Genomic DNA, 21151 nt, shown 5'->3' on the forward strand with positions numbered 1-21151 from the left:
CTCATTCCACTATCCTAACAAGCAGCTGAAGAAGGTGGGTATTTTTCACACTGTCTACTTGACAGGGATATGTTCAACGCGTGCATTTTCACGGAAACAGCGTGGGAAGAATCCCACGCTGTTCGCTTTTAAGCAGTCCTTTCGAAGACCGTTGAAAAACGACGGATTTGTTCGATTTGGGAGAAGCCGAAAGGGGTCACGCGACGGTGTTGCAAAGTTTTGAACTGAAGAAACGCTGTGAGGAAGCAACATTTCCTCTTTCATCACGATAATGCAAACAAACAAGGTTGAACATCCGCCTGCTCATATAGCCGTTCCTCATTGAGCACATACACCGTCACCGAACAAGTCACGTTTATGTCAAACCGAAGTCCTTCGCACAAGGCAAGAAACCGGCCAAATGCAAAAAAGGACCGGCCGCCAACCTTCCTCATCAAGAGAAGGTCTGTCGCACCGATCCTTTCGCTAAACGGAAGCATACATCCGATCGAGCTCTTGCGCTTCGTATTTCGCAAACGGGTCGATGAGCGAAATTTTTTGCGCTTCCGCATCGCCGACGCCGGCGTACAGCTCGGCGGTGCCGTCGCCTTTGCGGATGAGCCCGCCGCTGAAGACAACGTTCGCCAAATCCGGCCGTTTCGCCGGCCCGTCTAAAAAGTGGGAGCGAAGCGCAAGCAATTCCAGCTCCGAACGCTCCATCGTCTCGGGGTTCAACACGAACACCATCGGGTAGTAATGGCGGTTGCCTTGCTCGTCAAAGCAAGCGATATGGCCGAGCGCCCCAACAAGCCCGTTTGCAAGCAAATGCGCCTCGTTCACGCCGCCCCATTCTTCATCCGTAAATTGGGCATCAAGAATCGGCGCTGCCTCGATCACGTCCGGCGTCAACTCATCGAGCGAGAAAATGCGGGTGAAACCGATTTTCCCGCGGCCGCCTTTTTCCCCTTGCGGTCGGGTAAACACGCCGATCGAGCCATCTTTCAACTCGACGAGGCGAATGTCTTTCATCCCATCCGGCCCTTCGGCGAACTTTTCTAAGCGGCGAATGTTCGGTCCACGGTAAAAGACCGTCCGCCAGCTATGCTCGCCAACAAACACCGGATGCGGAAACGTCTCCACGCCGCCAAACACAAGCTGACCGTGAATGCGCGACACGAACGGGTCTTGCAAGGCGAACACCGGCGCCCCTTCACGAGGGACCCAAACGCCGTCACGCTCGACGAAAAAGTACACTTCCGACTGCTCGCTGTCGCGCGCCTCGACGCGCCCAGCGATCACCCATTCTCCTTCATCCACAAACGGTGCGGAAATATTATAAACGTCTCGGTCCCCAACACCCGCAAAGCGGAGTTTTTCCGGCTCAAACGGCTGTGGGGCCAGGCGGAATTCATCGACTAATACTTGACATGTCTTCAATGTTGGCGATTGGAATAACATGATCATCCCTCCAGGCGTTGCCAAAAACGCCGTATGCATCGCTTTTGGCCATTTTCCCTGAACAGGTTCGAACAGGAAACGTTCTCCAACTTCCTTTCATGCCAGTCCAATCAATCGGACATGGATGGCTGCGCCACCTCCTAGGCTAGGCAAGGAAGTCAATGAAACTGGTTTGTGTGTTATATTATAATATGATATGAAGGATTGTGAAACACGTTATTCTTTGCCAAAAAAAGAAGGGCCAAGCGTCTGTCAAGGCCCTTTTTTTCTTAATTTTTATTTAATATGAATCAACCATTTGGATAAATGACTCGTCGATATCAACGACCACAAATTCCACATCCTCAACCGGCGCGAGCACCTCGCGAAATAACCTAGCCACTCTCGCTTTGTCAAGCCGGCCGACTCCGGTTCCCAAGGCCGGCAGCGCCACCTTCTTGATCCCGTGCTCCCGACAGTGCGCGACAAGCCGCTCAAGACACGACCGGACGATCTCATACGACGTTGCTCCAGCCGGCTGCTTCATCGTCACAAGATGAATCACACCCCGAAACGGCAACGAGCCTGCCCCTGTCACGTACAAATCGCCTGGCTGTGGATCTTGCGCTTGACAGACGCGGATCGCTTCCTCTTCAATCACGCGCCCGCCTGCCCGACGGATCGCCGCTGCCACCCCGCCGCCCATCGGTCCGATGCCGTTGGCGGCATTGCAAATGTACTCGACCCCTTCAACCTTCGTCAAATCGCCGACCATCGCAGAAATCACCGTTCATCCCTCCTGGCTTCGCCTCTCGGCTATTTTGCGCAAAAAATCACAAAGGACAACGGCATGGTTATGTCGTTCATTTTTTGCTGCATACAACAGCGTCACCACTCCGGAAAGCGACAACAGCTCATCCACAAGCTCCTGCTTCGTTTCCTCTGTTTCCAACTCCCGCTCATATGCCCGCGCAAACTCGGCAAACCGCTCTGGCCGATGGCCAAACCATTGCCGCAGCGCTGGACTCGGGGCAATCTCTTTCATCCAGCGGTCGATGCGCGACTCGGCCTTTGACACCCCGCGCGGCCAAAGGCGGTCGACGAGAATGCGGATGCCGTCATCCTGTCCGATTGGGGTATGACTCCGTTTTAGCCTGTAATAACCCATACCGGTCGCCTCTTTCCTGCCCTATACGTTTACCTCGTCCCACTTGGCTTTTACCACTAATGTCCCACCCGTTCTCCTCAACATTTTTTCCAGCTTCATCAAATAAGTCGATTTCAAAGCAGGCGTTCTCACACGGGTAGTCACGATTCTCCCTTCGAATCGATATCCAGGCAGCCATTTCCCTAACTGTTCGATTGTTCGGGCGATCTGGTGTACAGCTTGCTTAAGGTCAGACCCTTTTAGTTCGATGAAAAATGCCCGATCTCCTTCGATCACTAAAAATAAAAAGTCGCATTTTACCCCCTCTTTAATCAAACAACCGTCTACACGGTACAGGGCCACCCTCTTTTCCCTCTCATTGACAAAACGAACCCCTCTCCCGTTTTCCTCAACAACTGCTAGTTTTCGACGGTCGCAATAGTGTAAACAACTTTCCCAACCTACAACCGCCATGTTTACTCCCCCGCTTCCTCTGCCTCCATGAGTTCATCAAGTACGCGGTTGATCGCAGATGATGCTTCATCGATCGCTTCGGCCTGTATGAACTGTAATTCATTATCAATAATGCTTCGATAATGGAATTTCCCTCCTTCACTCTCTAGCATGTAGGCCTTTAACCGCTCTGGAGAAAGGCGCAGCTTTCGGTCCACAATTGGATGCACACGTTGATCCAGTTTGTTTCCGATTTTGGCAGCGTACAAATAAATATTAAAAGCAGACAAAATGTACGGGCTATGAGTCGTAATCACGAGCGTACTATTCGTCACATTCAGCAACAACGCAAATAAGGCAACCATTTCTTTTTGTGCGTTCGGATATAAGTGTGCCTCGGGTTCTTCAATCACCATAAACACTCGCTGCCGTTCCAGAATGATTGTAAATATCAGCAGCAAAATCCAAACGACTTCCTGTTGTCCAGAAGATGAAAATTTCAGTTTTGTATACTCTCTTTCATTAAAAAAAATCCTTTCCCCATAATCAGAGAACATGTATTTCCCTTTCATCACGCCTTCGATCATCTTGATGGCCAGTCGGATTGCCTCAAAGTCAATTTTTTCTGTCGAGAATTTTTTTCGATCTTCGATGATTTCCTCAAACGAATGCGAAAACATCTTCTTTAGTAGATTAATTCGCTCGATAAACTGTTCTGTCAACACATCGAGTTGCTGCGGGTTAATATCCTGAAGCTGATCCGACAATGTGGCAACTAAACTCCTCCCTGCAGGGATAAAAATGGGTGTTTTGGAATCGCCGAATACCTCAGTGATCGCTGCTTTGACCTTTTCTAACACATTTTGTTGACGCACTTTCCACGAGGAGACATTCCAAAAATCATCCAACTGTTGTTCTTCATATTGCATTTCCTTTTTCATCTGCACAACATGTTTAAAATTTTCCTGAATCTCCCGTTTTAGCGGATCGCTGAAATGGATTTGTACATAACCGTCCTTTAAATCAAGACGGACAAACTTTTCAACATCATACTCATAACGAATATGAAACGGTTTCATATGTTTGGTTGTGCCAAAGTACCCAACAAATTTTCTCCGAAGACGTTTATTGAACTCAAAAAATGGGTTGTTTTCTTCCGTTTGACGTACTGAAAGCAAATAGTTTACCCATTCATCAGGAATCGATTGAAAGAAAAAAATCAATTTGCTGATCGTACTTTTTCCGCTCGCTTGGGGGCCAATCAAAACGGTAACATCCGTGATCTCCTCATCAAACAGCTTCACAGGACCAAAATGTTCAATCCGTATGCGCGCCACATCCTACCCTCCTTTTTTGTCTTCATCTTCTGAAAAATTTGATTAGTTGTTCTTCGATCCCTTCGCCTCTGCCACCACCCGCTCCAAAAACGAAAGCAAGTCATCCCGCAGCTCCTCGTTTTGCAAGGCAAACTCAATCGTCGTTTCGATAAAGCCGAGCTTTTCGCCGACATCGTACCGCTTTCCTTCAAATTCATAGGCAAACACGCGCTGAATTTCATTCAACCGCCCGATCGCATCGGTGAGCTGAATCTCCCCGCCTGCGCCGGCTTCCTGTTTCTCTAAAAACAAGAAAATTTCCGGCGTCAACACGTAGCGGCCGACGATCGCCAAGTTCGACGGCGCTGTGCCCGGAGCTGGTTTTTCCACGAAGCGGCGCACTTGGTAGCGCCGGCCTTGCTGCTCGAGCGGGTCGATGATCCCGTAGCGATGCGTTTCTTCCTCCGGCACGCGCTTGACACCAATCACCGAGCTGAACGTTTGTTCATACTGCTCAATGAGCTGTTTTAAACAAGGCTTTTCCGCCTGGACGATATCATCGCCCAACAACACCGCAAACGGCTCGTCTCCAATGAAATTGCGCGCGCACCAAACCGCATGCCCGAGCCCTTTCGGCTCTTTTTGGCGAATGTAGTGGATGTCCACCTTCGACGGCTCTTTCACTTTCTCAAGCAGATCCAGCTTCCCTTTTTGCTTGAGCATCTGTTCCAGCTCAAACGCGTAGTCAAAATGATCCTCAATCGCCCGCTTCCCTTTCCCGGTGACGATGATGATGTCCTCAATGCCTGAGGCGATGGCTTCTTCGACAATATATTGAATCGTCGGCTTATCAACGATCGGAAGCATCTCCTTCGGCATTGCCTTCGTCGCCGGCAAAAACCGCGTCCCAAGCCCGGCCGCCGGAATGATCGCTTTGCGTACTTTTTTCATCTCCGATGGTTCCTCCTCTATCCGATGATCATCTGTTCTTTCGAGTCATGGCCAGTGTCTTTCATTGCCCAGCCGCAAACCGCTCTGCCGACCTGACCGATGAATCGGCGTTGTTTTTATTATACCAAATCCTGTTGAACGGAAAAGAAACGAAACGACGCAATGAACGTTGAACGCTCTCCCACCTGCGCTCACGGTATGTTCGCGGCAAACCAAAAAAGAAACGCCCGGCCATCCAGGCGTTTCCGTTCTTACACCGCAACGTGCGGGCAACTTCGCTTTCATACTTTCACAAGCGAATCCAAAATCTCGTCCAGCTTCAGCTCGACGCACGCCATCGACGTATCGGCGGCGCCGTAATACATTTTCACAACATCGCCGTCAACAAGCGCCCCGCATGAGAACACGACGCGGCCGAAAAAGCCGTTCACCTCATAATCCGCTTCCGGCTCAACAAGCGGCCGCTCCGAGCGGGCGATAACTTTTGCCGGGTCGTTCAAATCGAGCAGCACCGCCCCCATGCAATAGCGGTGGTCATCCGACGCACCGTGGTACAACTCGAGCCAGCCGTGCTCCGTTTTGATCGGCACCGCCCCGCCGCCGATGCGGGCGCTGTCCCACTTTCCTTCGCGCAGACCGAACAAAAAGCGGTGATTCCCCCAATGAAGCAGATTCTCCGACTCCGCGATCCACACCTCGGGGCGGCCGTTGCTTCGCGGCACTGGGCGATGAAGAGCGTAATATTTGCCGTTGATCTTCTCCGGAAAAATGAGCACATCTTTATTTTCCGGAGCGAAAATCATGCCGTGGTGCGTCACCGTCCGGAAATCCGTTGTGGACACCATCGCCTCGCCGACTCCTTTTGGTGAGACGGCGCTGAAATAAATGTAATACGTGCCGTCAATGTACGTAATGCGCGGATCTTCAATACCAAATGTCTCGAGCTCATTCGATGGATAGACGAACGGGCGGTCGTCGATCGTAAACCGCCGCCCGTCTTGACTCCGGGCGAGGCGCAAATAGGAGAGCGACGTCAAATACAAAAACCGCTCCGCCCCCGCCTCTTTGATCACCCGAGGATCGGAAAAATCATAGCGCGGATCGTCTTTGCGAAATTCGTAAACATCGACCTTCCCCGTCTCTGGGTTCCATACCGGTGCTTTCACGATGTTCGGGTCATCCGACACCGGCCGCTCCGCCACCCGAAGAAGCAGCAACACTTCCCCTTGAAATTTCGCCACCCCAGCGTTAAACGCCCCGATCACTTCAAACCCGTCGTGGTGCGGCGGCACATCGTTCGGTGTAATCAGCGGGTTTTCTTCGTAGCGGTAAAGGTGCATCGTCACCCCTGCCTTTCGTATTTCGTAAATGGATCAACGATTGTTAGTTTTTGCGCTTCTGCGTCACTTGTTCCAGCGTAAAAATCGGCCGTGCCGTCCCCTTTGCGAATCAGTCCGCCGCTAAACACGACATCCGACAAATCCGGACGCTTCGCCGGGCCATCGAGGAAATGGGCTCTTGTGGCGATCAACTCCATGTCCGACGCTTCCCCCGTATCTGGATTGAACGCAAACACCATCGGATAATAATGACGGTTCCGCTCCTGATCGAAACAAGCGATATGGCCCAAGACGCCGACGAGCCCATTGCCAAGCAAATGCACTTCGTTGGCGCCTCCCCATTCTTCATCGGCAAATTGGCCGTCAATCAATGGGGCATTCTCAATCGCCTCCACCGTCAACTCATCGAGCGTACCGATGCGGGTGAAGCCGATTTTTCCGCGTCCGCCTTTTTCCCCTTGCGGACGGGTGAAGACCCCAACCGACCCATCCCGAAGCTCGACAAGACGAATGTCTTTCATCCCGTCGGGACCGGTGAAAAAATGCGCCAATTCATTGATCGTTTTTCCGCGGTAAAACACCGTCCGCCAATACAGCTTCCCGTGAAGCACGGGATGCGGAAACGTCTCCACGCCGCCAAACACGAGATGCCCGTGCACCCGCGAAACAAACGGATCCTGCAAGGCAAACACCGGCGCCCCTTCCCGCGGCACCCATGTCCCTTCACGCTCGACGAAAAAGTATACTTCTGATTGCTCGCTGTCTCTTGCCTCCACCCGTCCGGCAATGACCCACTCGCCATCGTCTTCAAACGGCGCGGAAATGTTGTACACATCCCGCCCCCCAACGCCAGCAAACACGAGCTTCTCCACCCGAAGCGGCTGAGGAGCACGCTGAAATTCCTCAAGCAGTGTCTGGCATGTTTTCATCGTCGGCGTCCTTGTCTGCATAACGTCTCTCCCTGCTCCCTCTTCCTATCATGATGTTTTTATTATTTTAATATGAACTGCATGCCTTCTTTAAAATTCTTGCTAAACAAAAGGAACAAAATCAAAATCGGCAGCGTGAGAAGCACTGAGGCGGCGTACATCGGCCCCGGATATCCGCCGTATGGTCCAAACATTTGCGCCAACAACACGTTTAACGTCAACATCTTTTCGTTATTCACAACAAGCATATCCCAAAGCAGTTCCACCCATCGTTCCATAAAAAGGAACAAGAAAATGATCGTCGTAATCGAGCGCGACATCGGCCAGACAATGCGGCGAATGATGGTGAAATGGCCCGCTCCATCCATCTTTGCCGCTTCGATCAATTCATCGGGAATGCTGCGGAAAAAGTTCGTGTACATAAAGATGGCCCACAAGTTGACGGCCTTCGGCAAGATCATCGCCCAATACGTGTTGTACCAGCCGAAATACCGGACGATCAGAAACAGTGGAATAAGCAAAATGATCGACGGATAAAACATTTGAAACAAAATCGCGTTGTTGACCCATTGTCTCCCTTTAAATTTCACTTTCGACAACGCATATCCAACCATCACGGCCGTCACAAGCATGAGCAGCGTTGACGCCGACGTGACGAGCAAACTGTTGAAAAATGCCCGAAGCCACGGCCGCGGCACGACATCTTCGCCGCCTTGAAACAGCCATTCATACGAGCGAAGCGTCAATGACGACGGAATGAGCTTTCGGTCGACCTCATTCCATGGGGCAAGAGAGCCTAACACCATATACCAATACGGAAACACCATGACGAACAAAACGGCAAACGCCAAAACATAAAGCAGTCCGACCTTCCATGTTTTACTCCCAGCCATGTTTGCCACCCCATTTTTCCAACACCTTGCGAAAGACGAAAATCGACGCAAAGGTGACGATCGAATTGATAATCGCGACCGCGGTTCCATAACCCGCATTTAATTTTTCAAACGCCTGGTTGTAAATCTCCAGCTGCCACGTATGGGTCGCATACTCTGGCCCACCGCCTGTCAACACATACGGTTCGGTGAAAATGCCAAACATCAAACCGACCGCCAAAATCGTCACGGTATAAAACGAAGGGTACAGCATCGGAATCGTCACGTGCCAAACCCGCTTCCAGCCAATCGCTCCGTCAATTTCCGCCGCTTCATACACTTCTTTCGGGATGCTTTCCAAGCCGGACAAAAACAATAGCGCATAATATCCGACAAACTTCCACGCCATCATGAGCGCAATGACAAGCGGAGCTAAGATGGGCGAGCCGAGCCAGTCAATATCCCAGCCCAACGCGTCCCGCAAAAATTGATTCAACGGGCTGTTGTAGGAAATGACGCCTTTGACGACAATCGACGACGCCACCCCCGACGCCAAATACGGCAGAAAATATCCGACGGCAAACAATCCTTTCCACCGAGGCAGATGGTGAAGAATCAGCGCCAAAAACAGCGAGCCGGCGATGACGATCGGCACAAACATCAACATAAACTTGTACGTCACCCAAAACGCCGCCCGCACGCTCGGACTCGAGAAGGCGTCAAGGAAGTTTTGCATTCCCACCGTCTCATATTCGGGAGAAATTAAATTCCAGTTCGTAAAAGCGAGATATAACGCCCAAAACAGGGGGATCAAAAAGAAAATAGCGGAATAGATAAGGTATGGGCTGGCGAGCAGCCAACCCACTTTTGCCGCATGTTTATTCATGTTATTTTAACACCCCATTGATCGCCTTTTCCATGTCCTCCCACGCTTTTTCTGGGGTTTTCTCGCCTTTGACGACCGGATTCAACGCCTCTTTGCCGATCAGCTCTTGAAGCTCAACCATTTTGGCGTTATCCATAGGCGGTATGGCATTCGGAACGTTTTCCGCATACAGTTTCAGCTGCGGATTTTGTTCAAAATAGGAGACAAACGCCTCGTTCGTCGACAAGTCGTCCCGCGCCGGCGGCAAGTTCGTTTCTTTCAGCCATTCCAAATCGTTTTGCGGATCGGAATACACCCATTTGACGAAATCGAACGCGGCTTGTTGCTGTTCTTTCGTCGCCGAAGCGTAAATGACCAGCCCTTTTGTATCGGCGAACGTTTTCGCCTGCGACGGGTCCATGCCATCAGGCACAGGCGGCATCGACAACACGTATTTCTCGTTAAACTTCATTTCCGGAAACTTCTCAGCCCAATACGGGAACGTCCACGGCCCTAAATCGGACATCAAGGATGTACCGCTTTCAAACGGATCTTTCGTCTCTTTCGTCAACACGAGCTGATTTTTGCTTAAATCAGCGAAGAACTGGAGCGTCTTCACACCCGCGTCACGATCCGCACTCAACTTGTTTCCATCGATGAAATGCGTCCCATTCGACGCCGCATTGTAAATCATGAAGAAGTCAAACCATCTCGCCCACCACGTCGGTTTGACCAAGTCGGCTCTCGCCCATAGAAACTTGTTCGGATATTTTTCTTTCAACTTTTTGCCGACTTCCATGACTTCGCTGTACGTCTTCGGCGGAGCGTTATACCCCAACTCTTTCAGAATATCGATTCGCCAACCGAACAGCATGGCGTTGGAGTAAATCGGCAGCACATATTGATGCCCATCGGCGAACTTCCATGTTGAAATCGTGCTTTTCATTTGCCGTTTGCCGATTACATCATCAAACCCTTCAAATTGATCCAGCGGCACAATCGCCCGGCTGTCCGCCAGCTGTGCGGCAAACCCGCGGGAGATGTTTTCGGAAATGACCGGCGCATTTCCCGCCGCAATCGCCGACTGAATGCCCGCCTCCGAAGAAGGGCTTTCCGGCATCGGCGATACTTTGATTTTCACGTTTTGATGCTCTTCCATATAGCGATCCGCCATCTTCTTCCAGAATGCCTGCTGCGTCGGATTCGGCGCCGCCCAAAACTCAATTTGCACGGTTGATCCTTCCTTCTTCTGCCCCTGTTCATTCCCGGTCTGTCCTTGACAGCCTGTTCCCGCCACCGCAGCGGCAAGCAACAACGAAGCCAGTTTGAACCACTTGCGCTTTTTCATCGTCCATTCCCCCCTTGTATTAATGAGTAGGTGATTAAAACGCTTACATAAACAACCGCTTCAGACAACCCCTCTTCTTCCCGTGACAAATCATGGAGACGAACAATCTTGTTAGCTAAAAAACAAATTTATGTAACGGTATTTTATAACATTACAATGACATTATTTCATGATTCAACGAAATAGTCAACTTCTTTCTTGCGGAAAAGACAAGAAAAAACCGTGAGTTTAGACGCAATTCATCAACTTGACAATCAGCAATTGTAACGTTACAATACCATTTCGTATATATTTGTTCCGAGGTGTTGAATGTCTTTCGTTTTCATAAGGGATATACTTGAACTAGAGAAAGCAAGCAAACGCTGCGGAAGCGGAGCCAATCTTCAAGATTTCGATGTATACTTGTAATGATGGAAAACGAAAAATCGCAACGGCCGTCCTTGTCGGCGCCTCAAATCACCGAAAGGCAAAATAGCGAACAAGTGGAGGTAGCGAATGAAAAAACGCGTCACCATGCAAGACATCGCCGATCGACTGAACATTTCCAAAAACTCGGTCTCTCAAGCGTTGCGCGGCAAAGAAGGGGTCAGCGAAGAAACGAGGGAGCTTGTGAAGCGTGTAGCCAAAGAAATGGGGTATGAATATCCCGCCTCCCGCGCGAAGTCGCGCGGCAAACCGCCGAGGCAAATCGCCCTCATCGCCTCCGACCGCACGTTTTCGCTGAAATTTTTTGGCGAAATCTACTTAAGCATTGAACAGGAAGCGCTGTCACACGGCATGAAGCTGCACATCCAATCGGTGAACAAAGAACAAAAAGAACGGCTTCTTTTGCCTTCGTTCATCGAGGAAAAACAAGTCGACGGCGTGATCGTCCTTTCCCACATCAGCACCGAGTACATCCAACAAATCGTCGCCACCGGCATCCCGACCGTCCTGGTCGACCATCACCATCCGAACATTCCAGCCGATGCGGTGCTGACAAACAATCGGTTCGGGGCGTATGTGGCCGTCCAGCATTTGTTGGAGCTCAACCATACTGACATCGCGTTTGTCGGCGACGTCAACTATTCGCCGAGCTATCAAGAGCGGTATGAAGGGTACTTATTGGCGCTGAAAGACTATGGAGTGAAACCGAACGAGGAGTGGATGTTCTGCCAGGCGCAAGAGGACGAAACGGTCATCGCAGGCTACATCCGCGAGCTGAAGCGGCAGCCGACCGCCTGGTTTTGCGTCAATGACGGGCTTGGCTTTTTCGTCAGCACCGGCCTGCAGCAGTACGGGCTAAAAGTGCCCGATGACGTTTCCGTCTGCAGCTTTGACAACGGGCAGCTGTCGCAAATCGCGACGCCGAAAATCACGACCGTCGACATCGACCTGAAGCGCTACGGCAAACGAGCGGTGGAATTGTTGCGATGGCGGTGGGACAACCCGAACGAACCTTTTCAGGAAGTGCTATTGTCTACGAAACTGATCAAACGGGAATCCACAGCAACAAAACCAACGCGCTAGGGCGGGGCTGGCCTTTTGCCCCGCCTGTTTGATTTCCATTCACTTGAAGCCGCTTTGTTTCATTTCCTCAATCTCCGTCACAGGCAATCCGGTCAGTTCGTGAATCGTCTGCGCATCAAACCCTTTCATCAACATCCGTTTCGCAATGTGCCGTTTTTCTTGTTCCGCTCCCTCTTTGCGCCCTTCCTCCCGTCCTTCCTTTCGGCCTTGAATTTTTCCCTTTTGCTCGTACGAAATGATCAATTCCAGCACGCGTTCTTTTTCTTTCGTCTCCATTTGTTCCACCTCGCTTCGAAGCTGTTGTTCTTCTTCATCGGACAGCTTCACATACGTTTCAAAAAAGCCCATCAACAAACGCTGTCTTGCCTCGTCTAGCTCGAGACGCACCAACATGCGCAAAAATTGCTTTTTCAGTTCCACTCGTTCACTTTCAGTATAACCCATTTTGCTAAGCAGCGCAGCCGCCACCGGGTTGTCGGTGCGGATGAATTGGCGCCAGTTTTGCTTGCGCAACTCCACATGGAAAAAGCGAAAGTCAAGCACATCGCCAAACGGAAAGGAGAGCGTGAACAAAGAGGGTTCATCTCGGATGGCATCATAGCTGAAGACGGCAATCGGAATGATCGGAGTGCGGTATTTTTCAAACAAGCGGCTGAAGTAAAGAAACATTCTTTCTGGAAATGACGATTGAACGTACGCTTGGTTTTCTACGTGAACAATGATCAATCCGTCTTTTCCTTTGAACTTCGTCTCGACGAGCAGGTCAACGCGGTACTTCTCCCCAGCCGTTACGTCCGTAAACAGCTCTTCGGACAAAAACGACAAATGGTTGAAATCAATATGCTCGTGCATATCCGGAAAGAAGAGAAGCACAAATTCCTCAAAAAACGTCTGCAACAACTCCTTGAACAACCGGTCGTGATCGATCGCCATACATTCACCTCACACGAATACGTTTCGTAATTCTCTTTTTCGACATCATCAAGCAAAATCCTGCCGATGGCACAAAAATGGCTGTCCCTTTTCGAGAAGAGACAGCCAAGACGCCGACCGCAATGTGAAGCCCCCTCCATTCCTGGATATGAATGTTTCGCCACTTGCACGCAAGGCCTAGAAGTGGGGGATTCCAAGGCTGCTACATCCCCGCCTTCCTTCCGCCCTCCACCGCCTTCGCCCGGCGGAAACGGGCGATCACGTCATCCATCCCCCCGCTGCCGAACATCACGCCCGCGACGATGAAAAGAAAACCAGCCAACTGCATCCATGAAATCGGCTCACCAAGCAACCAGTGCGCCCCAAGCAACGAAAAGAGCGGATTGAGGTTGATGAACACCGCCGACTCAGCGGGGCCAAGATGTTGAACAGCCTGGTTATAAAACATATGGCCAAGCGCCGTCGCCACGACAGCCGAAGCAAGGAAAATGAGCCAAAGCGGCAATGTACCCTCTTTCAAACTCGATAGGCCGCTCGGCTCGAGCACGAGGCTTAAGACAAACAGCCAAAGCGACCCGAAGACGAGCATCCACCCTGTCATCAACCGCGCCTCGACCGTCGCCTTTTTGATCATAATGAAGCTGATCCCTTGCGCCAAGACGGCCAAAAAGATGTACACATCCCCGATTGACAAATGGCCGAGGCCGCCATCGCCGTTCGCGACGACAAACACGACGCCAAAAAACCCGAGCGCGATGCCAAGCAAACGAAACAACGTCGGCCGCTGGCCTAAAAACACGATCGCCAACAGCGCCGTCACAAGCGGCACCATCCCTAAAACAAGGCCCGCGTTCACCGCCGTCGTCCTCGCGAGCCCCAAAGCTAAAAAGAAGTGATGGGCCACCACGCTGAACAATGCGGCCAAACCAATCTGTTTCGCCTCATTCCAACTGACTTTTTGAAGCTTGCCGATCCCCCATAAAAACAAAAGCACGACCAACCCGGCCGTTAGAATGCGAAGCGCCGTCAACGCGACGGGCGAAAAATGCTCCACAAGAATTTTCAACGCCGTCACGTTCAAGCCCCAAGCAACCATAATGGCGACCAACAGCGCATAAATAAATGATTTCCGCATCGCTCTCTACCTCTCCTGCATCTCTGTTTTCAGCGGAACGGCAAAGGAAAAACGGAGCCCTAAACGCTCCGCCTTTTCACCCGCCTCCAAATAGGACAAACCACCGTTTCTCACGCTAGTGCATCATTTCCAACAACTTCTGCCATCCATTTTACTACACTCTGATGAATTTTTTGACTAAAAAATGCGGCCGTATGTCTATCCTGTGACACATGCCACGGCGCTTCCGCCCTTTCCCTGCCCATATCCGCCGCCCATCGTGCATATGGTATAACAGAGAGGAGAGGAGACCCCATGTTCCCACGCTACCGCCAAAAGACGATCCGAGCCAGGACTGGGGTGGCGGTTCTCACTGCCGTCGCCGTGTTGGTGGCGATCTTGTCTCTGTTTCTTTCGAACGAACGGAACGAGGCAAAGGAAATCGTTGACACGTTTTACCGCTACGAGCAGGCAGGGGATTTTGGCAGCTCTTGGGAGCTGTTTCACCCGCTTATGAAAAAGAAATTCCCAAAAGACGTCTACATCCAGCGCCGCGCCCACGTCTTTATGCAAGACTTCGGCGTCGAGACGTTCGACTACCGCATCGATGAGGTGGAAAAACTGTCGTCATGGTCGATGTCTGATGAGAACAAACCGCTTCACGACGTGTATCGCGTCCGCGTCATTCAGACGTTCCATAGCGCTTTTGGCGTGTTCGAAATCCATCAAGACGTCTTCGTCGCCAAAGAAAAAGGGGAAAAGAACATTTTGTTCCCTTACCGCCCGTAACCCCCAACATCGATGCGGCCCCGATATCGACCGGGCGCCGCTTTCACCGCTCCTTCCATTCCTCGATGATCTCAAGCGTCCGATTAATGCCGACATTGTATATCAACAGCTTAAGCAAGTTTTCCCGCTCCTCTTTCGTAAAAAAGAGATCGCCGTCAATGATCTCAAGCGGGACAGGGGAGAGCTCGGCATACAGCTCATAATCAACCTTCTGTCCTTCCGGTTTTAGGACAAACGTTCTCATTCGCGCCATCCTCCTTTTTCACCTACACGTTTTGACAAGAAACACCCGTTAGGCAACGCTCCCTGTCAAGTATAGACTAACGCACAGCGCGTTCATACGGCATGGCGGCCGCATGCCATGCGCATGAGACTCTCTTCCCATTTGAGCAACCTTATTCGAATCTTCTCATACACTAATGTATCATCAATCGGAGCTGTTTTCTCCATCCAGCGAAAAAAAGGAGCGAAATGCCATGTACAAACATATCGTCAAACACGGGGAAACGATCGCCTCCATCGCCCGCGACTACCGCACATCTGTTGAGGCGCTCCTTCGCGCCAATGGTTTGACCGCCGCGTCCGTCATCTTTCCCGGGCAGGAGATCGTCATCCCCCACCTTCCGCCGAAAGGATCGATTCCCTACACGATCCACATCTCGATCAGCCGCCGCCAGCTGACGTTAAAACACCGGGGACGAACGATCCGCACGTATCCGATCGGCGTCGGCAAAATGGTCACCGCCACGCCTGTCGGCGATTTTGTCATCGTCAACCGCCAGCCAAACCCGGGCGGTCCGTTCGGCGCCATGTGGCTCAGCTTATCCAAAGTCCATTACGGCATCCACGGCACGAACGACCCGTCCTCGATCGGCAAATACGTATCCAAAGGCTGCATCCGCATGCATAATAAAGACGTGCTCGAACTCGCCTCCATCGTTCCGAACGGAACGGAAGTGTTTATCCGGCCGTGAGGGCAAAACAGCGTCATTCATCCGTCTGTTCTGAGTCACAACCCGTTTTATTTTTCAAGAAGATGTCATTCACTCCCACCGAACGAACCCCGTGTTTCTGCTCACGATGGCAGCTGACAATCGATCGGGCAAGTAGTATAATTAGGTCAAAAGCGAATGGAGTGAAGACGATGCCAGGCGGGATCTCGCATCACGCCAAAGACATTTTGTTCAAGTCGCTGAGCGCATTGTACCAAAACCAAGCCCTCGATGTATACGGACTTCACGGACTCCCACGGATCAAAGCACTGCTTCCAAACGAATTTCCGTCTGTACGGGCGGATGAACGGCGCGCCGACACCGTGTTTCTTCTCGAAGACGATTCCATTTTGCTTCTGGAGTACGAAAGCAATGAACGATTTCTCGACAACCATTTAAAGTATCTTGATTATGCCTGCCGCATCCTTCACACATACTATCAACAGGAAAAACGAATACGCCCGATTCGCATCGTTGTGATCTACACAAGCGATGTCACGAGCGCCCGCGAACAGCTTGACGCCGGCGATGTGTTTCTTTCATCCAAAGCGGTGTTGCTTGGCGAATTCAACGGCGATGCGATTTTCCATGCCATTGAAGAAAAAGTCCACAACGGCGAACCGCTCACTCCGGAAGAAACGATGAAACTCATCCTCGTGCCGCTCATGCACACCCGCTTCGACCGGCAAACGATGATCGAAAAAACGATCGAGCTGGCGAAAGCGATCGGCGACGAACCGAAACAGCTGCACATCATCGCTGGCGTTCTGACCGCTACAGACAAATTCATCGACCGGTCATACGCCGAAAAAGTAAAGGAGTGGATCAAAATGAACAAAGTGTTTCGCCTGTTAGTCGAAGAACTTGAACAAGAAAAAGAAGAAATGTTGAAGAAAGTGATGCAGGAAAAAGAACAAGCAGTGCAAAGAGCGATACAAGAAAAAGAACAAGCAGTGCAAAGAGTGATACAAGAAAAAGAACAAGCAGTGCAAAGAGTCATGCAAGAAAAGGAGCAGGCGATCAAGCAAACGGAAAAACGGAAGGCCATCGAAATCGCCAAAAATTTGCTTGATGTTCTTCCCATTCACGAGATCGCCAAACGAACCGGACTGACCGTCGCCGAAGTCGCCGACCTAGCGAAGGAAATGGACAACGATCAGCCGCCGATCCAATAGCGCCAAAGAGCCGCAACCGTGCGGCTCTTTTCCCCCGTAACTGATCTCAGCGCCCAAAGCAAACAAGAGCGAAACAGCCCCTTTCATTTGCCGTAAAAGCGAACACGCATCCCACACGTCATACCGCTACTGGCCACTTGCCAATTGCTGGCGAGCTTCACCCGTTAACACCAAATACGAACGGCGCTTTCCACCCTCATGACGTTCCACTTTCTCCGTCCACGGGTGAAGCCACTTTACTCAAACAGTGTCCTTCTCCCCTCCGTCACTTTATGTAAGGGCCTCGCAAACTGTGACTTGTATCTTGTTAATATCACCTTAATTTTGGAAACTCCTTTCCGTTCACAAATAAATAATATTTTCGCACCGCATTTTGATTTATGGTATAACCTATCATTAAGCTTTTCTTGAATTTGCAGCAACAAATGGTACATGGCTTCATCATTTTTCACAATGTCGTCTAAATTGACATTCAGCTCTCGTTCGACCCTTAAAGCCTTTGCCAATCTTGAATTAACTGCTTTCACTTTGCTTTTTATATTGCCGCCGTTCATTAAGAATTTTCGGAACTCTTCTTCTCTCATTCTACACTCCTTCACCTGCTTTTTCAGATAATATCATAAAAAATGGCAGCCTGATTTAGCAAATTGCTGTTTGAGCCAGTCAAGACTTTGCGGGGGATTTTTTTGGTCCACTACGGGTGTTGTCAATAACCAGTTTTGGTAGACCATTTTTAGGAATTTATATCGTAAGCGCTTTCGGACTCTCATCCCTCATCTTGAGGTGATGATACGGCATTCCATTTTTTTACACCCAACCACCATCCCGGAGCGCCGACAACGCTTGATGGATCGGCGTCCCGGATGACCGTTGCAGACACGGTAGATTCTGACGCACCACATCTGCCCACAACCGTCCTGCCTTCCGTTTGGCCTGTTCAACCCGCTTGGACTTCGTCGAGGCCGAGGCTGCCCTCCGGGGCTCTTCCTTCTCCAACCGCCCTTTCTCCACAACATCCCGTCGATTCGGGCTGCCATCGCCCTCAGAAACACCCGAAGCCCTTGGTCTTTCCAGCTGCGGCGGGATTTCACCCGATGCGCAAATCGGCTCATCACACTCTCCGCATGGCCCATCGGACGCATGCCGGTCGTCTTCACCCCTTGCGCCGACAGCCACTCCCGGTAGTCCCGGATGCATCCCGGCATCGACTCGATCCGGCGAATCAAGGCGGCCAGCTGTTGTTCTTTGCCTTCGTCCCCCAACGTACCGACGGCACTGTTCCGTTCAACCAAAAGTCCTTCTTCGTCTTGTTTCGCCAGCTTCTTCCGCACCTCCCGCCAACGCGGATGGCCCGAGAGGCATTGGCGCAACTCCCGCGCCACATGAAATCGATCCAGCTGAAAGCAGGCTCGCTTCCCAAAATACTCTCGGCAAGCCATGATCCATGGCGCTGCGTCGCCGTTGATGATCAACAAGTCCCGGCACGGGTCATAGGCATATTCCTTCATCAGCCACCCTTCGAATCCTTCCCACACATCCCCCATCCCTTCATGGAGGCAGCAACGGCGGTTCAAAAGCTCAAGCTGCGAGCCGTTTCGTTTCCATCGCATATCACCTGCAAAAATCAAAAAAAGCGACCATGATTGAGGAGTATCATAGCCCGTACCGAAAACGGAAATTTTGTCGCGCTGGCCTAACAAATGCTGCAAGACAATCGGAATTAAATGCGTTTCCGGGTTATGGTCTTCGCCAATTTCCCCCGACTCGTGCGCCCCAGCCGCATTAAAGCAGCGAAGGATGATATAGTTGAGTCCATGCCAGAGGCAAAATCGGCCAAAACTAATGGATTTGTTCGTTAATCATATGAAAATTAATATTCACCGGTATAAACTTCTTTATACCCTCAATATCCCGCTTCTTGTAGTCCATAATCACAATGCCAGTAATGACCTCATCCTCTTACCCAATGCTTAAAATCTTCACCGTCACTCATCCATCCCTCCCAATCACAGAACATTAGTTCTTATCCATCATTGTAATACCCTCCCCTTTATCTTTCAATCACCAATATTTCGACAAATTTCGGGTGGTGACAGGCACCAAACCCAATCACAAGCCGAACCGCCGACGCACACTGGCGGAGATGAGCGTTTTTCATCTCCCGTTCCTGCTTGTGAAGTGTCTGAGACGGCCATCCGCAGTCATGAATGATTTTCAGCCGGTTCATGTCTGATTCCGACCGCTTTCCTTAGGAACGGTATCACCGGAGCAGGCACTACGTAGGCGAAGGTTAACTTTTCCATATCCAATAAGCATGTATATTAGAAACGAATGGGGTACAATCGACGTTATTACTATTAGAAATATCTCATATATTGAACTAACATCCTTCGCTGGCAACGGAGATGGGACGGATACTGGCATGTCATGAAGGAAAATGGGCGTTTGGTGCTTGATGAAGCGAATATTCAAAAATTAGACTGGGTGAAAAGCAATGAAGCATTCTCGAAGTTCTAGAAGAAAGGCAAAAAAACGAATCTCATGGGCGTCAATTCTCGTACTTGCTCTACTTTCTGTCGCCTTATGCTTGTCTACTTATGCTTTAGTCAGCCGAGAACAAGCCGATTCAAAGACCGTTCCCCCGAGCAGCAGCTCTGAAAAACGAAACAGCGGGAACAGTCAACAGCCGCAAACGGACGAACCGACAGAACAAGACGGCCAACAGACGCAACCAAACGAAAACGGCTCACCCCACCAAACAAGCATCACCTTTTTTGAGCCGTCGTCTGATCGAAACAAAAAAATTGATCGTCTGATGAAAACGATGAGCCTTCGGGAAAAAATCGGCCAACTGGTCATTGTCGGATTTCCATCGACCGAGCCCGATGAAAACGTAAAACAAATGATCCGCCAATATCATGTGGGCGGGGCCATTTTATACGACCGCAACATGAAAACACCGGAACAAGTCGCCACCTTGACGAATGATTTGCAGCGGGTCGCCTTGGAAAACCGATTCAAAATCCCGCTCGTCTTTAGCATTGACCAGGAAGGTGGAAAAATTGTCCGAATGCGGCAATACGTTTCCCCGATTCCTTCCCAACAGCAGCTAGGGCAAAGCAAAGACGATGCCAAAGTGTATCAAATCGCCCACCGAACGGGAACAGAACTAGCCGCGATGGGAATTCAAATCAACTTTGCACCAGTGTTGGATTTATCGGCGGCTGACAGCCGTTCGTTTGGGGAAGACCCTGTGTTGGCAGGACGGTTGGGGCAACAAGTGGTGACGGGGCTGACCGATGCGGGCGTGACACCCGTGCTGAAACACTTTCCGGGAAACGGGCGCAGCCAAGTCGATCCGCACCATGACAGCTCTTCCGTTGAGGCCGGGATGGAAGATCTTGAAAACAAAGACATTCTTCCATTTCGACAAATCATCACAAACATCAACCATGACCGTTTCTTTGTGATGGTCACACACATTAAATACCCGGTATACGACAAAGAACATCCCGCCAGCCTTTCCTTTGCGATTATTCAACAATTGCTGCGGGAGAAATTGGGCTATGAAGGCATTGTCGTGACAGACGATTTGGAGATGGGAGCGGTAAGCAAGTATTTCACCTATCGGGAACTCGGTTATCGCGCCATAGCGGCTGGCGCCGACTTATTGCTTGTTTGCCACACGTTTGACCACCAAAAAGAAGTGATCGACGGCATATGGGACGCCGTCCGAACCGGAAAACTGTCGGAAGAACGAATCAACGAATCCGTGAGAAAGATTTTAGCCTATAAACTGTCCCAGTTCCCTTCCATCGAAAACGTTTATGTCGATCCCGCGAAAGCGAAGCAAGTGGTAGGAAACTAATTGCTCCCCTGATCCATCACGCAAACGTGAATCATCCCCCACCTGCACAACGCGAAGTGAACATATCCCTGTCAAGTAGACAGTGTGAAAAATACCCACCTTCTTCAGCTGCTTGTTAGGATAGTGGAATGAGG

20 protein-coding genes and 2 pseudogenes are annotated in these 21151 nt (G+C 50.7%); 5 read left to right on the forward strand and 17 right to left on the reverse strand.

The features are described from left to right. Nucleotides 1–465: 465 nt before the first annotated feature. From ABS784_RS15885 to ABS784_RS15935, 11 genes are all read right to left on the reverse strand, one after another. On the reverse strand, nucleotides 466–1437 hold the full coding sequence (locus tag ABS784_RS15885) for an MTP-1 family protein (protein ID WP_011232734.1): 972 nt from the start codon (nucleotides 1435–1437) through the stop codon (nucleotides 466–468). Between the two features lie 280 nt (nucleotides 1438–1717). Further along, the gene (locus ABS784_RS15890; RefSeq protein WP_023634280.1) at nucleotides 1718–2203 is read right to left on the reverse strand and encodes a macro domain-containing protein; all 486 of its coding nucleotides are present in this window, start codon (nucleotides 2201–2203) and stop codon (nucleotides 1718–1720) included. Nucleotides 2204–2206: 3 nt separating this feature from the next. Continuing rightward, on the reverse strand, nucleotides 2207–2584 hold the full coding sequence (locus ABS784_RS15895) for a DUF488 domain-containing protein (protein ID WP_060788680.1): 378 nt from the start codon (nucleotides 2582–2584) through the stop codon (nucleotides 2207–2209). A 21-nt stretch (nucleotides 2585–2605) separates the two neighbouring features. Beyond that, nucleotides 2606–3037, reverse strand: a complete 432-nt coding sequence (locus ABS784_RS15900; protein WP_011232737.1) for a hypothetical protein — start codon at nucleotides 3035–3037, stop codon at nucleotides 2606–2608. A gap of 2 nt (nucleotides 3038–3039) precedes the next feature. Beyond that, nucleotides 3040–4353 carry an AAA family ATPase gene (locus tag ABS784_RS15905; RefSeq protein ID WP_011232738.1) on the reverse strand — a complete coding sequence of 438 codons (1314 nt, stop codon included), beginning with the start codon at nucleotides 4351–4353 and terminating at the stop codon, nucleotides 3040–3042. Nucleotides 4354–4395: 42 nt separating this feature from the next. After that, nucleotides 4396–5283, reverse strand: a complete 888-nt coding sequence (galU, locus tag ABS784_RS15910) for a UTP--glucose-1-phosphate uridylyltransferase GalU (RefSeq protein WP_011232739.1) — start codon at nucleotides 5281–5283, stop codon at nucleotides 4396–4398. Between the two features lie 281 nt (nucleotides 5284–5564). Beyond that, nucleotides 5565–6623 (reverse strand): BtaManbiosPhlase, encoded by a 1059-nt coding sequence (locus tag ABS784_RS15915; protein WP_062899014.1) that lies wholly within the window; start codon nucleotides 6621–6623, stop codon nucleotides 5565–5567. Nucleotides 6624–6625: 2 nt separating this feature from the next. After that, nucleotides 6626–7573: an MTP-1 family protein gene (locus ABS784_RS15920; protein WP_352513187.1), complete on the reverse strand. Its 948-nt coding sequence runs from the start codon at nucleotides 7571–7573 to the stop codon at nucleotides 6626–6628. Nucleotides 7574–7614: 41 nt separating this feature from the next. Beyond that, nucleotides 7615–8445, reverse strand: a complete 831-nt coding sequence (locus ABS784_RS15925) for a carbohydrate ABC transporter permease (RefSeq protein WP_011232742.1) — start codon at nucleotides 8443–8445, stop codon at nucleotides 7615–7617. After that, the gene (locus ABS784_RS15930; protein ID WP_011232743.1) at nucleotides 8432–9310 is read right to left on the reverse strand and encodes a carbohydrate ABC transporter permease; all 879 of its coding nucleotides are present in this window, start codon (nucleotides 9308–9310) and stop codon (nucleotides 8432–8434) included. Before ABS784_RS15930 ends, ABS784_RS15925 begins: the two co-directional genes overlap by 14 nt. A gap of 1 nt (nucleotide 9311) precedes the next feature. Next, nucleotides 9312–10637 carry an extracellular solute-binding protein gene (locus tag ABS784_RS15935; RefSeq protein ID WP_014195126.1) on the reverse strand — a complete coding sequence of 442 codons (1326 nt, stop codon included), beginning with the start codon at nucleotides 10635–10637 and terminating at the stop codon, nucleotides 9312–9314. A 495-nt stretch (nucleotides 10638–11132) separates the two neighbouring features. On the opposite strand from ABS784_RS15935, the gene ABS784_RS15940 reads away from it, so the two are divergent. After that, nucleotides 11133–12146, forward strand: coding sequence for a substrate-binding domain-containing protein (locus ABS784_RS15940; protein ID WP_352513190.1), 1014 nt, complete (start codon nucleotides 11133–11135; stop codon nucleotides 12144–12146). Between the two features lie 39 nt (nucleotides 12147–12185). Here ABS784_RS15940 and ABS784_RS15945 read toward each other — a convergent pair whose 3' ends face one another. Continuing rightward, nucleotides 12186–13079: an Rpn family recombination-promoting nuclease/putative transposase gene (locus tag ABS784_RS15945; RefSeq protein WP_011232746.1), complete on the reverse strand. Its 894-nt coding sequence runs from the start codon at nucleotides 13077–13079 to the stop codon at nucleotides 12186–12188. A 202-nt stretch (nucleotides 13080–13281) separates the two neighbouring features. Next, the gene (locus ABS784_RS15950; protein ID WP_044736854.1) at nucleotides 13282–14214 is read right to left on the reverse strand and encodes a DMT family transporter; all 933 of its coding nucleotides are present in this window, start codon (nucleotides 14212–14214) and stop codon (nucleotides 13282–13284) included. A 294-nt stretch (nucleotides 14215–14508) separates the two neighbouring features. On the opposite strand from ABS784_RS15950, the gene ABS784_RS15955 reads away from it, so the two are divergent. Next, nucleotides 14509–14982 carry a hypothetical protein gene (locus ABS784_RS15955; RefSeq protein ID WP_011232748.1) on the forward strand — a complete coding sequence of 158 codons (474 nt, stop codon included), beginning with the start codon at nucleotides 14509–14511 and terminating at the stop codon, nucleotides 14980–14982. A gap of 43 nt (nucleotides 14983–15025) precedes the next feature. On the opposite strand, the gene ABS784_RS15960 is transcribed toward ABS784_RS15955, so the two are convergent. Continuing rightward, nucleotides 15026–15226 carry a hypothetical protein gene (locus tag ABS784_RS15960; RefSeq protein WP_011232749.1) on the reverse strand — a complete coding sequence of 67 codons (201 nt, stop codon included), beginning with the start codon at nucleotides 15224–15226 and terminating at the stop codon, nucleotides 15026–15028. Nucleotides 15227–15458: 232 nt separating this feature from the next. Between ABS784_RS15960 and ABS784_RS15965 the strand changes: the two genes are divergently transcribed. Together ABS784_RS15965 and ABS784_RS15970 are read left to right on the forward strand one after the other, a co-directional pair. Continuing rightward, the gene (locus ABS784_RS15965) at nucleotides 15459–15956 is read left to right on the forward strand and encodes a L,D-transpeptidase family protein (RefSeq protein ID WP_011232750.1); all 498 of its coding nucleotides are present in this window, start codon (nucleotides 15459–15461) and stop codon (nucleotides 15954–15956) included. 170 nt (nucleotides 15957–16126) lie between these two features. Beyond that, nucleotides 16127–17149 carry an RpnC/YadD family protein gene (locus ABS784_RS15970; RefSeq protein WP_042382223.1) on the forward strand — a complete coding sequence of 341 codons (1023 nt, stop codon included), beginning with the start codon at nucleotides 16127–16129 and terminating at the stop codon, nucleotides 17147–17149. A 236-nt stretch (nucleotides 17150–17385) separates the two neighbouring features. Here the strand turns inward: ABS784_RS15970 and ABS784_RS15975 are convergent, their stop codons facing one another. The 3 genes and pseudogenes from ABS784_RS15975 to ABS784_RS15985 all read right to left on the reverse strand — a co-directional run. Then, nucleotides 17386–17733, reverse strand: coding sequence for a hypothetical protein (locus tag ABS784_RS15975; protein ID WP_235045615.1), 348 nt, complete (start codon nucleotides 17731–17733; stop codon nucleotides 17386–17388). Between the two features lie 223 nt (nucleotides 17734–17956). Further along, nucleotides 17957–18753 (reverse strand): annotated as a pseudogene (locus ABS784_RS15980) (UPF0236 family transposase-like protein); the annotation flags it as partial. Between the two features lie 42 nt (nucleotides 18754–18795). Continuing rightward, nucleotides 18796–18989, reverse strand: a pseudogene (locus ABS784_RS15985) (NAD-dependent epimerase/dehydratase family protein); the annotation flags it as partial. 975 nt (nucleotides 18990–19964) lie between these two features. Between ABS784_RS15985 and ABS784_RS15990 the strand changes: the two are divergent. Further along, the gene (locus ABS784_RS15990) at nucleotides 19965–21017 is read left to right on the forward strand and encodes a glycoside hydrolase family 3 protein (protein ID WP_318538505.1); all 1053 of its coding nucleotides are present in this window, start codon (nucleotides 19965–19967) and stop codon (nucleotides 21015–21017) included. Nucleotides 21018–21151 lie beyond the last annotated feature (134 nt).

This window comes from Geobacillus sp. G4 (assembly GCF_040327975.1).
Classification (GTDB): domain Bacteria; phylum Bacillota; class Bacilli; order Bacillales; family Anoxybacillaceae; genus Geobacillus; species Geobacillus thermoleovorans.